Here is a 19,208-nt window from a genome sequence, read left to right as displayed (position 1 = left end):
TTGTCTAACATTAATAAAGATATTCCAGAGCTACTTCATCATAGTAACCGAAATTTCCTGATTCGTTTGAGCTAAAGCAAGCAAGCATTAATGAATTAGAATCATAACCTTCAGGAGTTCCTGGTATATAAACTGCCCCATCAGATCCTGCAGCTTCACCGCTTTGTCCACAGCTCTGTCGGCTAAACCAATCAGTATGGCGTAAACCTACCGAGTGGCCTATCTCATGTGTAAGCACGTGCTCATTGGTTGAAGTGCTGTAATTTTCCATTCCGGAGAAGATTTGTACATATTTGTATGGATCTCCACCGCTTGGAAAACCAGCAACTCCACCAGCCTGACCATTAGAGTTTTGATATACCACAATGTCATAAGGCCCATAATTAGTACCAAAAGTTAGCGTGAAATTAAGCCCGATATTTAGGGAATTGTAATTGTTGATGGCGCGCTGTAAGGCAGTACGCTGCTTTGAAGTTAATCCCTGACCGGAACTAGCTGTAAACCCGATTACATTCACGGTTCGCGGACTCGATACCAGGTTAAAGGTACGGTATTGCTTATCAGTTATGTTTGCAGCACTCATAGTTTCTAACTGCTCCTGATCCACTACAATATCACCTTCAATAAGGAATGACTCTTTAGTGTTTCCATTGGGAAGTAAAAAGTCTATTGCCTGAGCATCCTGAGTATTAAAGTGTAAATCAGCAATTTGTTTGAGATCTTCCTTTGAAATTTTTGTATCCTCTAAGGTCTCCTCCATTTTAGTTTCTTCTGGAGCTGCTGTTTCTTCCTTTTCACAGGAAATTAGTAATGCACCTGTTGCCAGGATGCCTAATAATAGTTTTGGGGTTTTCATAAAATGTATGATTAAAAGATTAATAGAATGGGAATTTAAATCTTAAAAACCAGAAAGTTGAAACATAAACCTTACTAAAAGTAAGGGAAAACCTTACTTAGTATTTCAGTGTTGGAATATAATTTTAATAGAGTTTTTTTAAGAATAAAAAAGTGAGAGTAAAATATTAGGCCGCTTTGGTTTTGAAGAAAGATGTTTCCAAAAAGTACTGAATATTACTCAATTAATATATCTCAATTTAGAGATAGTTTTTCTAGATTGATTTTTATCTGAACTTAATTAAATTGCCCTCCTGAATTTAAATAAATATTCACTTAGAATTTAGCAAATCTTCCACATCGGTATAAATACTCGCAAAGCGGGTTTCCAATTCATTAATAGAAAAATGTTTAAATTTTTCAGGTAGCGCCTTTTTAATCTTGGGGTACTTGAACTGGACTTTTTTCTCTTTCCCATCGGCATAGGCTACAAATTCTCCTGGTTTAAGTCTGAAAAAAAGATCTGCCCGCAATTTAGAAACCTCTCTTTTAGTCTTTGTAATCCTGGTGTCAAAATTCAGGCCTGCCCCTTTACTGATACTGACCGTATCTCGTTTTACCAGTTCAAAAAACTTCTCATAATAAGCAGCGGTTACCGGGTCATTAACTTTTCCGAAGAACTGGTAGGAAAGGTTCGCAAGGATTGCTTTGCTAGCTTTCTCGCCGTAGAGTAAATCATTTTGTACTTTATCCTGGAGGATGTATAATGTAGCGATATCATAACTTCTAAGAGTAGCCGGTATTCGGTGCATATGAAGCAAGCGGATAGTTGGGGCTTCCTCCATTAAAATGAAGGCGCTTTTACGATCTCTGACACTCATTTGTTTGATAACCGTATGCAGAATCATTGCAATTACCGGTGAATAGGCTGATTCATTTTTTGGATTATTTACGATTGAAACAACAGCCGGATTTTGTGGGTTATTTAGGTCCAGGGAGATGTCGTGACCGGAGAGGCAAAAGAATATTTTTCGAGTGGTAATCTTTTTAAAAGCATTGGCCAAGGTGCCTTTTACCGCTGCCGTTTGCCGTTCAGATTCAATTCCACTAATAAAGGCATCCGCCATGGCTCTGGAAGTGATATCTGAACTTAAAAATTCAATAAGCTGCTCACTATTCATTCTTTGATAAAGCGCTATAAGATGCGGCAGGGTACAAAGTTTTGGATGATGGGTTTTAAGTTTCCAGATCATTCCACATAGAATTCCTTCTACGGCATCATTAAAGAAGCGGGTAGTACCGCTGGCATATTGCTCTTTTTGTTCGAGTAAGTTTTCCATAAGTACCCTGGCGATTTCATTGACACTTTCCTCATCGGGAAGGTATTGTGGAGCAATAGGATTTACTTTGTGATAAACAGGATCAAAAGAGATAATCTTGAATGGGAGATCGGAATTTTTAAAAAGAGGATAGGCTAATTCGGTAAGTTCAAAATTCTTATAGTCGTGAATGATCCCGCAGAAATTATTTCGCGACAGGTGTTTTAAAAAATTATAGACTACACTTTCGGTTTTTCCGCTTCCGGCGGCGCCCGTTATCGAAACCCCCCGTTTTAGATTTTGAATAGAAAGGCTACCTGATTCCAGGGCAAATTTTACGCGATATTTTGAAGCAACAGAACTCTTATAATTTGATTGAAAACCATAAATAATCAGTAGGATAAGTATCAGGGGAAGGCTTGCGTACATAATAATGATATAACCTTCTTTGGGGTATATCATAAACAGGGCATAATTAGAAACGGCTATAATACCAAAGCACTGAAAAAAGCTTAACTGATTGAGGCGGTTTAATAATGCGAATCCACCACCGATTATAGCATAGGTAATAAAGAAATAGAGTATCATATATTTATAGGTTTAATAACCAATAGAACTGGATTTTAAACCGAGCTCTATAGCTTTTTGGAACTGTTTTACGGCAAACCGGATCTTGGCATCCGGAATTTTAGAAATCTCGGTATTTAGTATTCCCATCGCAGCTTTCCGCTCGTTGGTTGGAAGCTTGAGAATTATGGAATAGTACTTTTGAGGAGATTGCAGGTAGGTTTTTCTGGCGCTATATTGCTCCACAAAATTGCGTTTATAATTAAACTTTTGGTCGAAGGTTTTCTCTGCCTTGTCAAAGAAGCGATCTCTGTCAAAACCGCGCTTCACGATCTTTCCGTGCAGGGTCACTTCGGAAGCTTTATACTTACTTCCAGGGGAAAGGCTAACGGAGTTAGATTGATCTTTACGGCTCACGATAAGGTGAAGGTGAGTTTGATTCCCTTGTTTAGGCATGCCTTCATCGATGAGTTTCCCTTCAATTTTATGAGGAGCTTCCTTTTGCAGGCTTAATATTTCTTTTCTAATAGTATGGGGGTGGCCGGGAATTTCACCGCGTTGCACTTTTCGCAGCTCATTCTTTAAATGAGCTATCTTATTGTTATAAGGGGCATTTTCCCGGACTTCTTTATCACGTTCTTTGAAAGTTCGGGAGAATTCAATTTTTGCATAATACTTTAAATCGGAAACCTGAACGGGCCGACCATTGATTTCCCGGTTGAAGGAAGCGGCATAATCCTTCATCACTTCCCTGGTGTATGCTTTAAGTTTTTCCGGGTCATTTTTGATATGATGCAATTCTTTTTGGGAGGGATTAATGGTCAGAGAGTAATATCGGGGTTCGGTAGTTTTAAGCTTTGCTGTATTTCCATCGATCTCTTTGATGACCTGATCGCGTGTAATTTTCTCCTGGGTTTGATTAAAAAAGTATTCCTGTGCCTCCGGCAGGCGGTCCGTATTTTCCTTTTCCAGGTAGTCTACAAAATCGGCTACGCTACTGGAGAAGGCAGGGTCTATTTTCTGTGGGCTAATCGTGATATACATGATATTTATATTTAAGGGATTTCAGCTCATCATATTCCATATTTGCTTTTAGGTAAGGTTTTCCGAAAGTAGGTTTCACCAGTTCTATATTTTTGAGGATCGCTTCAAGGTCTTTTTTTTCAGGTGGGGCTTCAGGTAATTTTTGTATGATAGGTTTATGAGCCAGGGTATTCTGCAGTGCCTGTTCAAAAGAGGGTGGTAGTTTCTTTTTAGCTTTTTCAGGCAGGCTTTCAAATAGGGCGGCAAGCATAGCTTGTGTAGGTTTGGTTTGGGTATTTTCTATAGCTCTTACAATAGCAATAGAAGCATTGATCCTTTTCTCCAGGTGATTTTCCAGGGACTTCATATTGGGTCCGAGATGTTGGGTAGGAGAGAGCCTGTTCGTTTCAAAAAAGTCCAGCATCAGATCCAGGCTTGCTGATTGTCTAAGTCCTAAATCCTTAGTGAATTTTCGGAAGCGTTTGGCTACCGAAGTTTTAATACTAAGGTTTTTAAAGGATTCTTTTTTGCTTTGATTTTTCATTTTTTCGTGAAAAAATTGTGGGTATTACTGGGCTTAGAAAATTTTTCCGTGAAAAATTCCTATCCCATTTCACTTCCCTACAATATTTAACTTCAATTGATATTAAATAATGCCAATCATTACAGAAAAAAGGACTTAACATCGCAGCGCGTGTTACCCTCTTGCTTTCCTTTTTGTCCCGAAGTCGGGACGATATTTTTCTTAGAATACAGCATTAATCGAATAGCTATAAAAAACCGGAAAGTCCGGTATTTATAATTTTGTTTTATTTTAAATAGGATCAGCGAAAGTCAGAAATAGTATCCTATAGTTATTCTAAATGGGAAAAATTTATATTTAAAAGTATAAAAAAATAAATAATTTAAAGCTCTGATAATAAATAATATAAGGCTATTATTTGCATTGTATCTAATAGGTTTTAGTTGATGTTAAGTGGTAAATATTAATTTATTTTTTAGGCATAAAATCCTATATTCGAAACCAAATCCAATTATAATTTTATAGAAATGAAATTAAAAATAAGCTCCCGGGATGCTAAATTTTATCTGTTAGGGATTATAAGTGTGTTTTTATTCGCAACGGTGTATGACTGGGATGAAAATGTCAAGGCATTTAAGAAAGGCTATGAAAATGGTAGAAATGCCTGGGTTAGTGATTCAGAATAACGGAAAGAATTTAAAATAGGGTCGTTATAAAACTAGACGAGTAATAAAAACGACCGACCTGACCTAATAATAAAAAGCCCTTTCTAAATTAGAAAGGGCTTTAAGTAGGCTAAGATTACATGGTATTATAGGATACCATCATCGGCAAAGCTATAATAATTACCTTCGGGATTCAAGATAAGATGATCTAAAACTTTAATATCAAAAAAGGCTGCGGCATTTTTAATTTTAGTAGTTAGGGATTTATCAGGAATACTAGGGTTTAATATACCTGAGGGATGGTTATGCGCCAGTATTATAGCAGTAGTAAGACTTTTTAAAACCACTGCAAACAGTATTCTAACATCAACCAGGGTTCCGGTTATTCCCCCGCTAGATAATTGATAAATTCCTTTTACTCGATTATTATTGTTCAAAAGCATCACTTTAAAACTTTCGTAAAGTTCAATATTGTTTTTATCCCAATTACTGAATAGTACTTCAGCTGCGGTCTCAGAGGAATTGATTTTCGGCAATTCACTTACTTTAATATTTCCGCAGTAACTCACATTTATTTCATTAACTTTGGTTTTCATAGGTGTTCTATGTTATAAGTTTGTATTAAAAGAGGGCTCACTTTCGACGATGAAGCCCTCTTTTTTATTAAATTGCCTCACTGGATTTATTCCCTAATAATAAAACTTCGTTGACTATTACTTCGGTAACGAATTGTTTTACGCCGTCTTTATTCTCATAAGATCGTGAAGTAAGCTTTCCAGAGATTGCGATCTCTTTTCCCCTGCCGACATATTTTTCAATAATATCGGCTTGATTTCCCCAGGCCACAAGATTATGCCAGTAGGTTTGTTGTGTTTTCTCGTCTTCTACATAGTAGAATTCATTAGTAGCCAAAGAAAATCGAGCGACTTTTTTACCACTTTCGAAGTTGATGATTTCTGGAGCATTCCCCACGTTTCCGATTAACTGAACATTGTTTCTTAGATTACTCATAATTAAAAGATTTAAAGGTTAAACATTGATTTACTTATTATATCCGGAGCGTTTTCCTTTTTTGATTTTTTTACTTCACTACCGGTTTTATTGTTTTGAAATGATTTCATAATTGTATTTTTTGATTTACTTCCTATAGAGCCGTTTGCTGTTACCTTTTTTGATGCTTATACATTTTCAAGATTTAGAATTAGGGAAGATTTATAAAAAGGAGGGTGTAACCTGACTGGCTTATGCAATCTGGACTAAGTTCTAAATCTTGGTATTTTGCATCACAAAAAAGGTAATAACAGCTACAGCCTGGAAGTAGAGAAAACACTGAAATTGAAAAATAATCGGTAGTGAAGTAAATGGAAACTTGAGATTTAGATTTAACAGAATCCTCGCAATAAAAATTCGATCAAACAATCATTTAAGACTCATTTTATCCTATTCAAGGATAAAAATAGAAACAGGCCAAGATATTACATACTCATCCTAGGAAACTCTTATTAGAATGCTGAGCAAAAATGAAGGTTGTAAAAACACAACACTAAACGTTTGTGTTGGCTATTTTTTAAATTACTAATTGCTTAAAGTCCTGTAAAGAACTTTTTACTATTAAATAGGCATTGTTTTAATGCTTATATCATCAATCGAAACTATATCATACGCCATTGAGAAGTAGAAAGCTATTTTTAAAAAACTGAGAAAATAGATACACTTTTTTACTATCATTTTCCTTACAAAGGAGATTTAAAATGTAAGGTCTAACCGTAACTATATTAAGGTCATTGTAGGTAATGAAAATAGTTGTCATTGTAATTTTACCTAAGAATAAATTATAGTCTAAAATCCATTAATAATTAAATTTCTTTAAGTCCCCTGCATGGAATTTCAATTTTCTATTATTAGCGATGATTCTGATCTGATCGGTCGTCTATTAGAAATGCCAGGACAATTTGAAGATTTTAATTGTATAGGGTACACTGGGAATGAAGAAAAAGCCTGTGATAATATCTTAAGTTTTCGACCTCAGATCGTTTTTATAGACCTAGATAATGAGCGGTTATCTGATCCGTTTGCTTTTGTAAATCAACTTTATCAATACATAGATGAGCTACCGCGGTTTATCGCAATTTCCAGAACCAAGGATCATGCTTATAGAGCATTGAAAAATAATTTCTTTGATTATTTATTAAAACCATTATTACTATCCGAACTAAGGAAAACACTAATGAGTTTTAAAAAAAAACATAGCAAAAGAGGGCAACTGTGTTTAAAGTCTTACTCCGACTATCAATTTTTGAATTTATCAGATATAGTTTTTCTAAGAGCTGATAATAACGCTACTGACTTTCATCTTGCTTCCGGTAATAAGGTTGTAGGGTTTAAAAGTATGAAGGTATATGAAAACCTTCTTCCTTCAACTTTTCTTAGAGTTCATAAAAGTTATATGATAAACAGAGATTTTATAAAGCGCATAAGCTTTTCTAAGAACAAAATTAGTCTTGAATATCAGGCCGGATTAAAGGAGATTCCTTTTAGCAAATCATATAGTGCTGAGATTACTAAATTAAGGTCTTTACTGATGCAGGAAAATCTCTCAGTCATAGATGTATAATAACTGCTCCGACACCTTTCTTTCCAAACACTATTCACCCTTCAAATAATATCATTCACCATCCCTAGTGGGCAACTGACCATGAAGGAACTTTTAACCTCTACTTTTTTAGGATCCTGACTTAGTTTTGAGGTGTTAACAGTGTATTAAGAATTCTTAATTATTCAAGATATTCCTCTTTTTCAATTAGTGGAGATAGAGGAGTGTATAAAATGTTCAATCTATAAAAATTTTATAATAATGAGGTTAATTAAGATGTTTTCCGCTATTTTCATAATGAGTATAATAAGTTTAGCTTGTGAGCCAGAGGCGTTGCCTGAAGAGCAACCTAAAATGGATGATCAAATAATTAAGTTAGAAAAAGCAGCCTCTGGGGATGAAGATAATCCAATCATTGATGATAGAAATGGCGATTAGTCTTCCAAATTTCAATTAATTATATTTTCCTATTTTTACCTGCATAAATGCAGATTAAAATACCACCTTATTTAATATTTCTAAATGTTTTCTTCCTTCTCTTTTCTTGTAAAGAGAAGGAGAAAGCTTTAGATTCTAACAAGCAAGAAAAACTGGCTGAAAGAATAATTTCTACGGATGATATTAATCAGTACCAGCGACTTAAAAACGACTTTTTACACTTACCTAATGATTCCTTAAAAAATACATTGATCTCTGATATCAGTTATGCTTTTTATAAGAAGGGAGATTCTTTAAAATTTCGAGAATGGAATAAATATTTTTATAATTCTTCAAAAACCAGGAGTAACCAATCGGGAATTGCGGCCTCCTATTGGGATCTTGCCAATTATTTTTATCAAGAAAATTTTATAGATAGTTCTTATTTCTATTATAATCTTTCTTCTAATCATTATTTGGAAGCCAATGAGAAACAAAAAGCCGGTAAAATGTTACTTAATATGGCAATTTTACAAGAAAAGGTTAAAGATTATATTGGCAGTGAAAATACCACTTTTCAGGCTTTAGGACTAATAGAAGACACTCCTAATAACCAAAATTATATTTATTCTGCAAACAACAATTTAGGTATAATTTACAATGGATTAGGAGAATATTCTGAGGCTCTTACTTATCACCTCAAAGCTCTTAAAATTTCGGAAAATCTAAATGATCCAATAAATTCTGGAAGATCCTTAAATAATCTAGGAGTTGTATTTCAGAAATTAGAAAATCATTCGAAGGCTATTGATAGTTATAAAAAAGCACTTTCTATAGATAGCATTTTTTATAAAAATACTAAGCTTTATGCTATGCTTTCTGATAATTTAGGCTATTCAGAATTAAAATTGGGAAATAATGAAACAGCTTCATTTCTTTTACATAAGGCTTTAAAAATCCGTGATAGTATTGGTCATGAGTCCGGTATTATAATTAATAAACTTCATTTAGGTGAGTATTACCTTTTAGGTGGTGATACTACTCAGGCTCTTCGATATATTAAAAAAGCGAGACTTTTGGCTGCAGAAACACAAAACAATCGAGACCTACTTGCATCAAATCAACTCTTGGCCAAAATAGAACCTCAAAATGCACAAACATACTTGAACAGCTATATTACTCTTAACGATAGCTTATTGCGAGAAGAAAGAGCAGTTCGGAATAAATTTGCGAGAATAAGGTTTGAAACCGATCAGTTTATAGAAAAGGCCAATACCTTGAATCAGCAAAAAACCTATTTAACTGTGGGTATTTTGCTAGTACTCCTTCTATTTTTTCTTTCCTATATTATTCAGCGTCAAAATTCAAGAAATAAAAAGCTGGTATTAAAGAAACAGCAGCAAGATTCTAATGAAAGAATTTATGATTTGTTATTACGTTCCCAACAGAAATTTGAAGAAGGCAGTAGTTCAGAAAGAAAAAGAATTTCAAGGGAACTACATGATTCTATATTAAGTAAATTTTTTGGTATAAGGCTCAATTTGGAAGTTTTAAATAATAAAAAAGATAAATATGCTGAAAAGAAACGAACACAGTATTTAGAAAGTCTTAAAAGTATAGAAAATGAAATAAGAGGTATCTCTCACAAATTAAATATTGATGAGGATTTTTCTGACACTGGTTTTATCGATATTCTGAATGAATTATTTGCAGAGTTTGAGAATACAGAAAAATTACAGGTTATTTTCAGTAATAGTCCTGAACTAAACTGGGGGAGTATTAAAAATAATATAAAAATTAATTTTTATAGAATTATGCAGGAGGCACTCCATAACATAAGAAAGCATGCTACTAATGCTACAGTTGTAGAAATTAATATAGAATTAGCTAAGGATAGCTTAATCTTGAAAATTCGAGATGATGGTGAAGGATTTGACGTTAGGCGTCGCGATAAAGGAATTGGTATAAAAAATATTAATGAAAGAATACAGGAATTAAAAGGAGAATTTGATATTGAATCTAGTACAAAAGGAACCAAATTAAAGATTTCCATTCCTAAAGAATTGATATGAATAAAGTTGTAAAAGTTTTGATGGTGGATGACCATCCGCTTATTGTTGAAGGATATAAAAATATTCTTCAAGAATTAAGCTCGACAGAATATAAAATTATTTTTGAAACGGCAAATGATCTAAAGGAGGCGTATAAGAAAGTAAAACAGAGTGTTATTTCAGAAATTCTCTTTGATCTAATTTTCTTAGATATTAATTTGCCGGAATATACTGAGAAAAACCTATCCTCAGGAGAAGATTTGGCAGTATACGTGAGAAAAACTTCTCCAAGTTCAAAAATTGTTTTTTTAACAATGCATAATGAAAATTACAGACTTTATAACCTTGTTAAAAATATAAATCCTGAGGGTCTTTTAGTTAAAAGTGATGTTGGATCAAAAGATTTAACGAATGCTTTTCAAAATGTGATTTCGGATAAAATTTACTATAGTACCACAGTATTAAAATTATTGCAGAAACAAGTAACAAATGACTTCGCTTTAGATCAGTTTGACCGACAGATTCTTTATCAATTATCATTAGGGATCCAAACTAAAAAATTACCCCAGGTCATTCCACTTTCCTTGCCGGCTATAGAAAAACGAAAAAGAAATTTAAAAGATGTATTTGGCCTTGATAAAGAGGGTGACCTTATCTTATTAAGGAGAGCAAAGCAGTTGGGGTTTTTATAGATTGATAATTTTATAAAATAAGGTAGTAGTTTATTTAAAAATAGTTTACTAAACTAGTATAAGAAGTAAACTAAATCTTGATTTTAAAACAAGAAAAGCTCTGAAAATTGCATATGTTAATCCGTTATTTTGCCAAATGTGTAAAGGTAAAATAGTAGGGTTTGGACTTAATAAAGTCTAACCTTTTTTCCTATTAATTGTAGGGAGCTGATTAAAATAATGCCCAGGTTTTAATAGGTTTAGATCATTTCTAGGTAGCTTCCTTTGTAGCTAAATATTCAGTTTCATGATTCTCTAACCTGAGGAATACCTTTTAGTTTTCTTAATTTTTCCATTGAAATTTTAGAAAAAACTGATGGTATAAAATTTTCTTATTTTCGGCTTACTAAAAGAAGACGGTAAGTTATTCCCTATTTTTCCAATAGCTATTTGTGGCCTTAGATTACTTGGATTCCAAGCATTGCAAAACTCTAAAGACATTTTTGGCAATCCGCTTATTAGGTTCATTTCAAATATATCTTTTTTAAAAATATTTTTCAAGAATTTTGTAGAAAATTATATAACCATAACTATTAACGCTGAAAATTTGGTGTAATTAACGAGAATTTTGTTAAAATCACGATACCGCACTTTCTGGTGTTTACTTATACATTCGTTGTATTCCATAAAAACATAATTCCATCTTGCTATATATAACTGTTTAAAATCCAGGATTTCAACAGTATTCTGAATCATCATAAATAAACCTGTCTCAATTTGGTCTTCAATGTGTACTATGACAATTTATAAGAAACCTAACCATTTGCAAAATGAACCATAACTTTTGTAAGGTTTCACCTTACCTATCCTTAAGAAGTTTTTAAGACTTTTGAAAAATCGTCAACGAAATTATTTAGCACCTTAAAGTATAGTGATAAGAAGGTGTTTTTGCTAATTTCTATAACGTTGTAATTTAAGATAGAAATAATAGAAAATTATAGGATTAAATGGATAGTTTGTTTGAAGATGAGTATGATTTACCTTACGTATGGAAAAGTAAAGGAAGTGAGATTCAGGAGATATTTAAAGACGATATAAAAAGTGTAGAAACTCTTTTGGATAAAAATGGAGCTATTTTATTTAAGGGGTTTAATGTTGATAATGCTTCAAAATTAAGCAATGTAGTCGATAGTTTTCCTGGAGACACTATGAATTATATTTCCGGAAATTCTCCAAGAACGAATATAAAGGAAGCGGTATTTTCATCTACTGAATACCCTCCCCACGCGCATATTTCTTTACATAATGAAATGTCGTATGCAAATAAATGGCCTAAATTTTTATTTTTTTGTTGCGAGGTAGCTCCTTCGAAGGGTGGCCATACCATTTTAGCTGATAGTAGAAAAATACTTTCTTCTCTTTCGAAGGACTTAATAACAGCATTTCGTGAGAGAGGAGTTAAGTATGTAAGAAATTTGAATAATGGTAATGGTTTTGGTTTGTCTTGGAAGCAAACTTTTAACACGGATAACAAAAAAATAGTTGAGCAGTATTGTAATGATAGTGGAATAAAATTCAAGTGGAGCTCTGACGGAAGTTTACAATTAGTCGAAGATAGACCAGCAACTATAATTCATCCGCAAACCGGTGAAGAGGTATGGTTTAATCAGGTGGATCAGTTTCACCCTTCTACACATGGTTCAGAAATTTATCACAATTTACAACAACTTTTTAATAATCCAGAAGAAATGCCCCAGTATGCATTTTTTGGTGATGGGCAAGAAATATCTTTAGCAATGTTAAATGAAATCCGCGAGGTCTCAGCTGAGAATACGCGTTACTTTAACTGGGAAAATGGTGATTTATTACTAGTTGACAATATTCTTGTTTCACATGGTCGTGACTCTTTTCAGGGGCCTCGAAAGGTTCTGGTTTCAATGATTAAATAACAGAATCATTGAAGTAATCCACTTTTCAATTAATGAAATCGCTAAAAATTCCAAGAGACGTTATTCCTTATTAAAAAAATGTTCATGAAGATTTTCTTAAGCTTAATTATATTAATGAATTTTTCAATTCTAACCGCTCAGACCAGTATTAGTGGGACAGTAATTGATATAAAATCAGAGTCCCCCTTGGCTTATGCTGAAATAGTATTAATTGGAACAGATAACGTGGTAGTTTCCAGTATCACGGATGATGCAGGTGTATTTAAAGTGGATGTTCCGTATGGTGATCAATATACCTTTCAAATCAATCATTTGGGCGAAAAAATTTATGAAAAAACTATAACTGCAGAGGATAAGCTATTGGATTTAGGACTTATCCGCGTAGAAACTATTCTAATGATTGATGCTATTATTCTAAACTCCAAAAAGAAATTAATTGAGAATAAGGTAGATAGATTGGTTTTTAATGTGGCTAATACAACAAAATCCTCTCGGGGAGATGTGATGGAGTTGTTAAGAATAACGCCGGGAGTACGCGTGGAAAATGATAATATTTCATTGATAGGAAAAGGCGCACTCCAGGTAATGATTAACGGTAAAATATTGAAATTTTCCGGAGTCGATCTTATTAATTTTTTGCGGTCGTTTGCTTCTGAAGATATAAAGAAAATAGAAGTTATAAATAATCCTCCTGCTAAATATGAAGCATCAGGTGATAGTGGTTTAATAAATATTGTGCTTAAGGGAGCACGTATGGATTCATGGAATGTGCTTCTAAAAGGGACATATTTACAAAGAAAACGCCCTACCTGGAGATCTTATGCCATATTTACCTACCGGAAGAATAGGTTAAGCTTACAATCCAGAATTGGATATAATCATCAATATATAAGTATTTTAGAAAAGCGTAGGATCCTTTATGATGAAAGTGATTGGAGTATAAATGAACCTGTAAACATAGAGACGGAGGGTTACGTGGCTAATATTAATTTAGCCTATAATTTGACTGATCAATGGGAGATAGGCGGGGAATATTATTACAACGGTACACTTATGAATCTTAATAGTCCTAAAACTACATTAATTAGTCCTAGAGGGACGGACGAAGTAGAACGGAAAATTTATACTAATCATTTTGAAACTCAAGATCCAGCGAGGCATGTAGTTAACTTTTACAACAATTTAGATTTAGACAGCTTAGGGAGAAATATTAAAATTAATTTTGATTATTTATTAAATGATAATCCGAATTTGATGTTATATAACGGTAATTCGGAAGGTGTCAATTTCGATACAGAATATTTTAGATCTTTAAATCAAAGTAATGATTTAGTAGAAAATTATTCGGGAAAAGTTGATGTAGAGTATCCTTTTGAAACAATAAATTTCAGTTTTGGAGGAAAATTTTCAAATTCAAAATCTACCAATGATATATCAACATTTAATAGCGGATTTGTTGATAATCCAGATATTGAAATTTCTCCTATTTATAATGATTTTATCTATAGAGAAAATATTCAGGCATTATATTTTTCAATGGATAAAGACTTTAATAATAAATGGTCGGGAAAATTTGGTTTAAGATTCGAAAGAACGGATGTTGACGCTCAATCTAATTCTTTGAACTTTAGCAGAGAGGACGTTTACAATAATCTTTTTCCCACATTATATTTGTCTTACCAAGCGACTGATAATTCATTATTCGCAATTAATTACGGGAAGAGAATCAACCGACCTGGTTTTTTCTTGTTAAACCCCGCTACATACTACATAAATCCATTCGAAAAATACAATGGCAATCCGTATTTAAAACCTGCGTTGATCCATAATGTTGAGTTTTCAAATGTATACAAAAACTTAGTTAGTAAAATATACTATAGTGAGGAGAGCAGCAATTTTGGGGAAATTCCTTTACCTGATAACTCTACAAATATCACGATGTATTCTTATGAAAACTATATAGATAGACAAAGAATTGGTCTATCAGAGAATTACACTTATGAAAAAATTGATTGGTGGACTGCGAATTTCAATTTTGATATAAATTATTCATTTTCAAGCTTTAATCATCCTCAAAATTTTAAAGATCAATATGGGATTAGCTCTTATGTATCTACAAATAATGATTTCACTTTGAATACAAAAGAAACAATTATAGCGGGATTAAACTATTGGTACAGTTTCCCTGGTGTTGATGGTATTTTTAGAACAGAATCGTCTAATGCACTTAGTCTTTCATTGCAGTTCTTATTACTGGATAAAAACCTTAGTATAACTATGCTTGGGAATGATATTTTTAAAACTGGTCTTCAGCGAAGAAATACTAATATTAACGGGGTTTACCAAGAAATGGACAACTATTATGATACCAGGCAATTTCGATTAATGGTGACTTATAAGTTTGGGAATAAAAACATTAGCGCTAAAAATAATGATTCAAATAATAAAGATGCTCAGAGTCGTCTTTATTAAGTTAGACACATTATTAGTGTTATAGTCATTTGAAATAATTATCTGACTTATTATGACCCAAACTTGAATTGGGAAGCTCTAATTTCTGAATGTTAGAGTATAAAAACTGAATAAAAACAAAACATTACTATTATATGCTTACCCAGGATGACAATTCAATTCAAGAATATTGGTTAAAAAAGTTACAAGCAGGTAACGCAAATGTAAAAAAGGGACAGAATGGTGATGTATGCTCTTTTTTGAAAAAAAGTGTCAACAATACTTATTTATCAAAAGCTACAAGTGATGAGGATATATCTAAGTTTACGATTTTTCTAGCTATTTATTCTACATTAATTCGTAGATATTTTAGTGAAGTTAATCATACAATTTATTCGCCCAATAATCTTCAGTATAAAGACTTAAAGAAAGAAATACCACTAATCTATACATCCGATGACTCAAGAGATTTAGATTTAAGATCATATATAGAACAGATTAAGATAAATGTAAAGGAAGTTTATAATTATGCTAAAGGGCTAGAAGAAAATTTACCTGAAACTTTTACTGAAGAGGAATTTATTAACTCAACCCCTTATTCTTTTATATATCAAGATGAAAATTCAGGATTAAAATCAAATTCAAATTTTTGTTTAAAAATAGCTAAAATTGGACAAACAAGTTATGAATTCTTTCTTACTTATTCTAATAAGTTTGTTGATAATCAGGTTGCTAAACATTTTCTAAATCAATTTGTTGAAATTGTAGAAAATTTAAAATCTAGGATTTTTGAATCTATTGATTGTTTTCCTTTTTTATCTGAAGCGGAGAAAACAAAGATACTTAATTCCTTCAATGAAACTGATAAACCTTTTCCGGCGAATAAAACGATTATAGATTTATTCGAAGAGCAAGTAATGAAACATCCATTGAAGGCAGCTTTAGAAATGAATGCAAGTTCACTTTCGTATGAACAAATTCATTTTAAATCCGATCAAATAGCTTTTTATTTGAAAGAGCAGGCTAAAATTGATCATAACGAGGTAGTAGGAGTCTTACTACCGAAGGACTTCGAAAGTATAATAGTAATTTTGGCTATTTTTAAATCTGGCGGCACTTTTCTTCCCATCGATATCGACTATCCGGATTCTCGAATAGAATATATTATAAAAGATAGTGGTCTCCGAACCCTCATTAGCACTAGGGGTTCCGAGATGCAATATAATAGTTCTAACAATATTTGCATTGAAGATATATCAGATTATACGGGGAAATTTGATGAGTTAAATGTCATGATAAGGCCTGAAGATCCTGCTTATATGATATATACCTCTGGATCTACTGGTAAACCAAAAGGAGTTAAGATAAGTCATAAGAGTGTCATAAATATGTCTTATGACCAGATTAATCAATTTGGTATATCCCCAAATGATCGGATAATATGGTTTTCTGCTATTGCTTTCGACGCAAGTATCTCCGAGATATTGATGTCATTCCTTTCTGGGGCTACTATGGTGATTCCTGATGAAAAAATAAAAAATGACGTTGAAAAATTTAGTTTATTTTTAAAAGAAACTGAACCAACTGTAGCAACTTTCCCCCCTAGTTTTTTGAATCACCTAAAGGATGAGTGTCTAAAGTCCTTTAGAGCTATAATAACCGCTGGGGAGCCACCAATAGTGGATAAGGCTTTTCATATTAAAAGTCAAGGAATAAGGTATTTTAATGCTTATGGCCCTACCGAATGCTCTGTATGTGTTTCTATTCATGAAATAATTTCCAATCATCAAAATAATGGCTTTTTACCTATAGGTAAACCTATAGCGAACATGAGAGTTTATATTTTGGACGAAAAGAGAAATCCCGTACCTGTTGGTGTTAAAGGGAAGATTTACGTTTCTGGTATTGGTGTGGCTTCTGGTTATCATGAAAGAGATGCATTAAATCAAGAAAAATTCATACCTAATTCTTTCGATGAGAGTGGTGTAATGTATGATACTGGTGATATGGGGCGATGGTTACCCGAGGGTAATATTCAGTTTCTAGGACGTTTAGATGATCAAATTAAACTAAGAGGTTACCGAATAGAACTTTCAGAAATCGAAACATATATACTTAAGTTTTCGTCGAAAATTAGTCAAGCTTTAGTTGAGGTAAAGACAATTAATGATTCTAAGCATTTGGTTGGATATTATACCTGTAATTCAGCTCAAGATCATAAAGATATAAAGGAATTCCTTAGTAAGGAACTACCTTCATATATGCTTCCTAGTAAGTTTATTAGGCTAGATAAGTTTCCCGTTACGGTGAATGGGAAAATTGATAAAAATGCTTTACCTGATCCTTCAAAATTTGATCAAAGTGTTATAAGACCTACAAATAATTATCAAGAAGAACTTGTTAAAATATGGGAACAGATTTTAGGAAGAGAAAATATAGGAATAGAGGATAATTTTTTCGCATTAGGGGGCTATAGTTTATTAGTAGGACAGGTAATTAATAAAATTCAGAAGAGACTAAATAAAAATATTAGTTACAGAGATTTTTTTGAGAATCCAACTATAAAGGAATTGAGTAGCAATTTTCTTGAATATGAATTTAAGCCAATTCCTTCTACTTCACTAAAATCAAAATACCTAGTTTCTGATGCTCAATTCAGAATTTGGGTGCTAAGTCAAATTGAAGAAGGAAGCCAAGCTTATAATATGACTGGAGCTATTCAGTTGAATGGAGTTTTGGACATTCCTCGATTAGAAAAATCTATATCTAAAGTTATAGAGCGTCACGAAATTTTAAGAACAAATTTTCGATTTGATGCTGAAGAAGGAGAACTTTATCAATATATAAATAATATTGAGAATGTTAATTTCCAATTTCAAAAAAAGGATCTGAGTCATGGAAATAAGAAGGACATTGACAAATATATTGATACAGAACTTCAAAAAACATTTGATTTAGATACTGATTTATTATTGAGAGGTCATTTAATTTATGCGGATTTAGAAAAAACGATTTTAGCTTTTTCTATGCATCATATAATTGGTGATGGGTGGTCTATGGAGTTATTGATTTCTGAATTAATTACTAATTATAATGCCTTTTTAAAAGATTCAGATTTTGAACTACCAAGTTTGAATGTTCAGTTTAAAGATTATTCTAGTTGGTTGAGAAACCAATTAAACCATGAAAAGTTTAAAAAATCAGAAAAATACTGGCTATCTCAATTTCAAGGTGAACTTCCTTCTTATAATTTACCTAGTTTTAAAAGAAGGCCAAAGGTTAAAAGTTACAAAGGTAATAGGTTGAGCCGTCACTATTCTGCAGATTTTTCTTCTAAAATAAAGAAGTTTGCTAAAGATCATGATGCTACTTTGTTCATGATTCTTATTGCAGGAGTAAATACTCTTATTTATAGATATACCAATCAGAGGGATATAATCCTTGGAACACCAGTTGCCGGGCGAAATCATACCGATTTGGAGAATTCATTAGGTTTATTTTTAAATACTTTAGGTATAAGAACTGAAATAAAAGACACCTATACTTTTTTGGATCTTTTGCAAATTCAAAGACAAATATTGTTAGACGCCTATGAAAATCAAGATTATCCATTCGATAGCTTAATTGATAAACTGCAATTGAATCGTGATGCATCGCGTTCAGCATTATTTGATATAATGGTTGTATTGCAGAACCAGAATGGGTTAAACAATAGTGCGTATGATACCAGTTTTAAGGATATGACTTTTGAGGCATATGATACGCAAAAGAAATTTTCTCAATTCGATATAAGTTTCATTTTTGAGGAATCTCCTTCTTTGAAACTTACCGTTGAATATAATACCGATATATACGATGAATATCTTATTAATCAATTATTCGATCACTTCGAAAACATTCTAGATCAATTTATAAATCAACCTTATTCTCAAGTTAATAATTTCTCTTATTTAAGTGAAGAGGATACTATGCTTATTGAACAGGAGTTAAATGCATTAGATGATTTAAATGAATTAGAATCTGGAATTAGTAAATCATTTGAGTCTCAAGTAGAAAAGACTCCTGATGCTGTGGCCCTGGTCTTTGAGGGAGAGGAGCTGACGTATTCAGAGCTGAATAAGCGCAGTAATCAGCTTGCTCGTCAT

14 protein-coding genes are annotated in these 19,208 nt (G+C 32.7%); 8 read left to right on the top strand and 6 right to left on the bottom strand.

The features are described 5' to 3' along the window. Positions 1 to 10 precede the first annotated feature (10 nt). The 4 genes from B4F31_RS03180 to B4F31_RS03165 all read right to left on the bottom strand — a co-directional run bounded on the left by B4F31_RS03180 (position 11) and on the right by B4F31_RS03165 (position 4,287). A complete protein-coding gene (locus B4F31_RS03180) occupies positions 11 to 856 on the bottom strand; it encodes a M57 family metalloprotease (RefSeq protein WP_286760581.1) in 846 nt (281 codons plus the stop codon). A gap of 310 nt (positions 857 to 1,166) precedes the next feature. Then, positions 1,167 to 2,741 carry a type IV secretory system conjugative DNA transfer family protein gene (locus B4F31_RS03175; RefSeq protein WP_414706118.1) on the bottom strand — a complete coding sequence of 525 codons (1,575 nt, stop codon included), beginning with the start codon at positions 2,739 to 2,741 and terminating at the stop codon, positions 1,167 to 1,169. Between the two features lie 12 nt (positions 2,742 to 2,753). Beyond that, positions 2,754 to 3,764 (bottom strand): MobB family relaxase, encoded by a 1,011-nt coding sequence (gene mobB / locus B4F31_RS03170; protein WP_286760580.1) that lies wholly within the window; start codon positions 3,762 to 3,764, stop codon positions 2,754 to 2,756. Next, on the bottom strand, positions 3,748 to 4,287 hold the full coding sequence (locus tag B4F31_RS03165) for a BfmA/BtgA family mobilization protein (RefSeq protein ID WP_286760579.1): 540 nt from the start codon (positions 4,285 to 4,287) through the stop codon (positions 3,748 to 3,750). Before B4F31_RS03165 ends, mobB begins: the two co-directional genes overlap by 17 nt. A gap of 506 nt (positions 4,288 to 4,793) precedes the next feature. Here B4F31_RS03165 and B4F31_RS03160 point away from each other — a divergent pair. After that, a complete protein-coding gene (locus B4F31_RS03160; protein ID WP_286760578.1) occupies positions 4,794 to 4,952 on the top strand; it encodes a hypothetical protein in 159 nt (52 codons plus the stop codon). Between the two features lie 125 nt (positions 4,953 to 5,077). Here B4F31_RS03160 and B4F31_RS03155 read toward each other — a convergent pair whose 3' ends face one another. Together B4F31_RS03155 and B4F31_RS03150 are read right to left on the bottom strand one after the other, a co-directional pair. Continuing rightward, positions 5,078 to 5,527 carry a JAB domain-containing protein gene (locus B4F31_RS03155; RefSeq protein WP_286760577.1) on the bottom strand — a complete coding sequence of 150 codons (450 nt, stop codon included), beginning with the start codon at positions 5,525 to 5,527 and terminating at the stop codon, positions 5,078 to 5,080. A gap of 67 nt (positions 5,528 to 5,594) precedes the next feature. Continuing rightward, positions 5,595 to 5,942: a single-stranded DNA-binding protein gene (locus tag B4F31_RS03150; RefSeq protein ID WP_286760576.1), complete on the bottom strand. Its 348-nt coding sequence runs from the start codon at positions 5,940 to 5,942 to the stop codon at positions 5,595 to 5,597. A gap of 868 nt (positions 5,943 to 6,810) precedes the next feature. Here B4F31_RS03150 and B4F31_RS03145 point away from each other — a divergent pair. From B4F31_RS03145 to B4F31_RS03115, 7 genes are all read left to right on the top strand, one after another. Then, positions 6,811 to 7,545 carry a LytR/AlgR family response regulator transcription factor gene (locus B4F31_RS03145; RefSeq protein WP_286760575.1) on the top strand — a complete coding sequence of 245 codons (735 nt, stop codon included), beginning with the start codon at positions 6,811 to 6,813 and terminating at the stop codon, positions 7,543 to 7,545. Between the two features lie 240 nt (positions 7,546 to 7,785). After that, on the top strand, positions 7,786 to 7,962 hold the full coding sequence (locus B4F31_RS03140) for a hypothetical protein (protein WP_286760574.1): 177 nt from the start codon (positions 7,786 to 7,788) through the stop codon (positions 7,960 to 7,962). Between the two features lie 47 nt (positions 7,963 to 8,009). Then, positions 8,010 to 10,013, top strand: coding sequence for a tetratricopeptide repeat-containing sensor histidine kinase (locus tag B4F31_RS03135; protein WP_286760573.1), 2,004 nt, complete (start codon positions 8,010 to 8,012; stop codon positions 10,011 to 10,013). Beyond that, positions 10,010 to 10,684: a response regulator gene (locus B4F31_RS03130; RefSeq protein ID WP_286760572.1), complete on the top strand. Its 675-nt coding sequence runs from the start codon at positions 10,010 to 10,012 to the stop codon at positions 10,682 to 10,684. Before B4F31_RS03135 ends, B4F31_RS03130 begins: the two co-directional genes overlap by 4 nt. 986 nt (positions 10,685 to 11,670) lie before the next feature. Beyond that, positions 11,671 to 12,612 (top strand): TauD/TfdA family dioxygenase, encoded by a 942-nt coding sequence (locus B4F31_RS03125; RefSeq protein ID WP_286760571.1) that lies wholly within the window; start codon positions 11,671 to 11,673, stop codon positions 12,610 to 12,612. Between the two features lie 84 nt (positions 12,613 to 12,696). After that, positions 12,697 to 15,084, top strand: coding sequence for an outer membrane beta-barrel family protein (locus B4F31_RS03120; protein ID WP_286760570.1), 2,388 nt, complete (start codon positions 12,697 to 12,699; stop codon positions 15,082 to 15,084). A gap of 134 nt (positions 15,085 to 15,218) precedes the next feature. Next, positions 15,219 to 19,208 (top strand): amino acid adenylation domain-containing protein (locus B4F31_RS03115; RefSeq protein WP_286760569.1); only part of this gene is annotated, 3,990 nt, incomplete at its 3' end.

It is taken from the genome of Salegentibacter sp. UBA1130 (assembly GCF_002311535.1).
Taxonomy (GTDB): domain Bacteria; phylum Bacteroidota; class Bacteroidia; order Flavobacteriales; family Flavobacteriaceae; genus Salegentibacter; species Salegentibacter agarivorans.
Note: the sequence above shows the minus strand (reverse complement) of the source record. Positions and strands in the feature narration are given on the sequence as shown.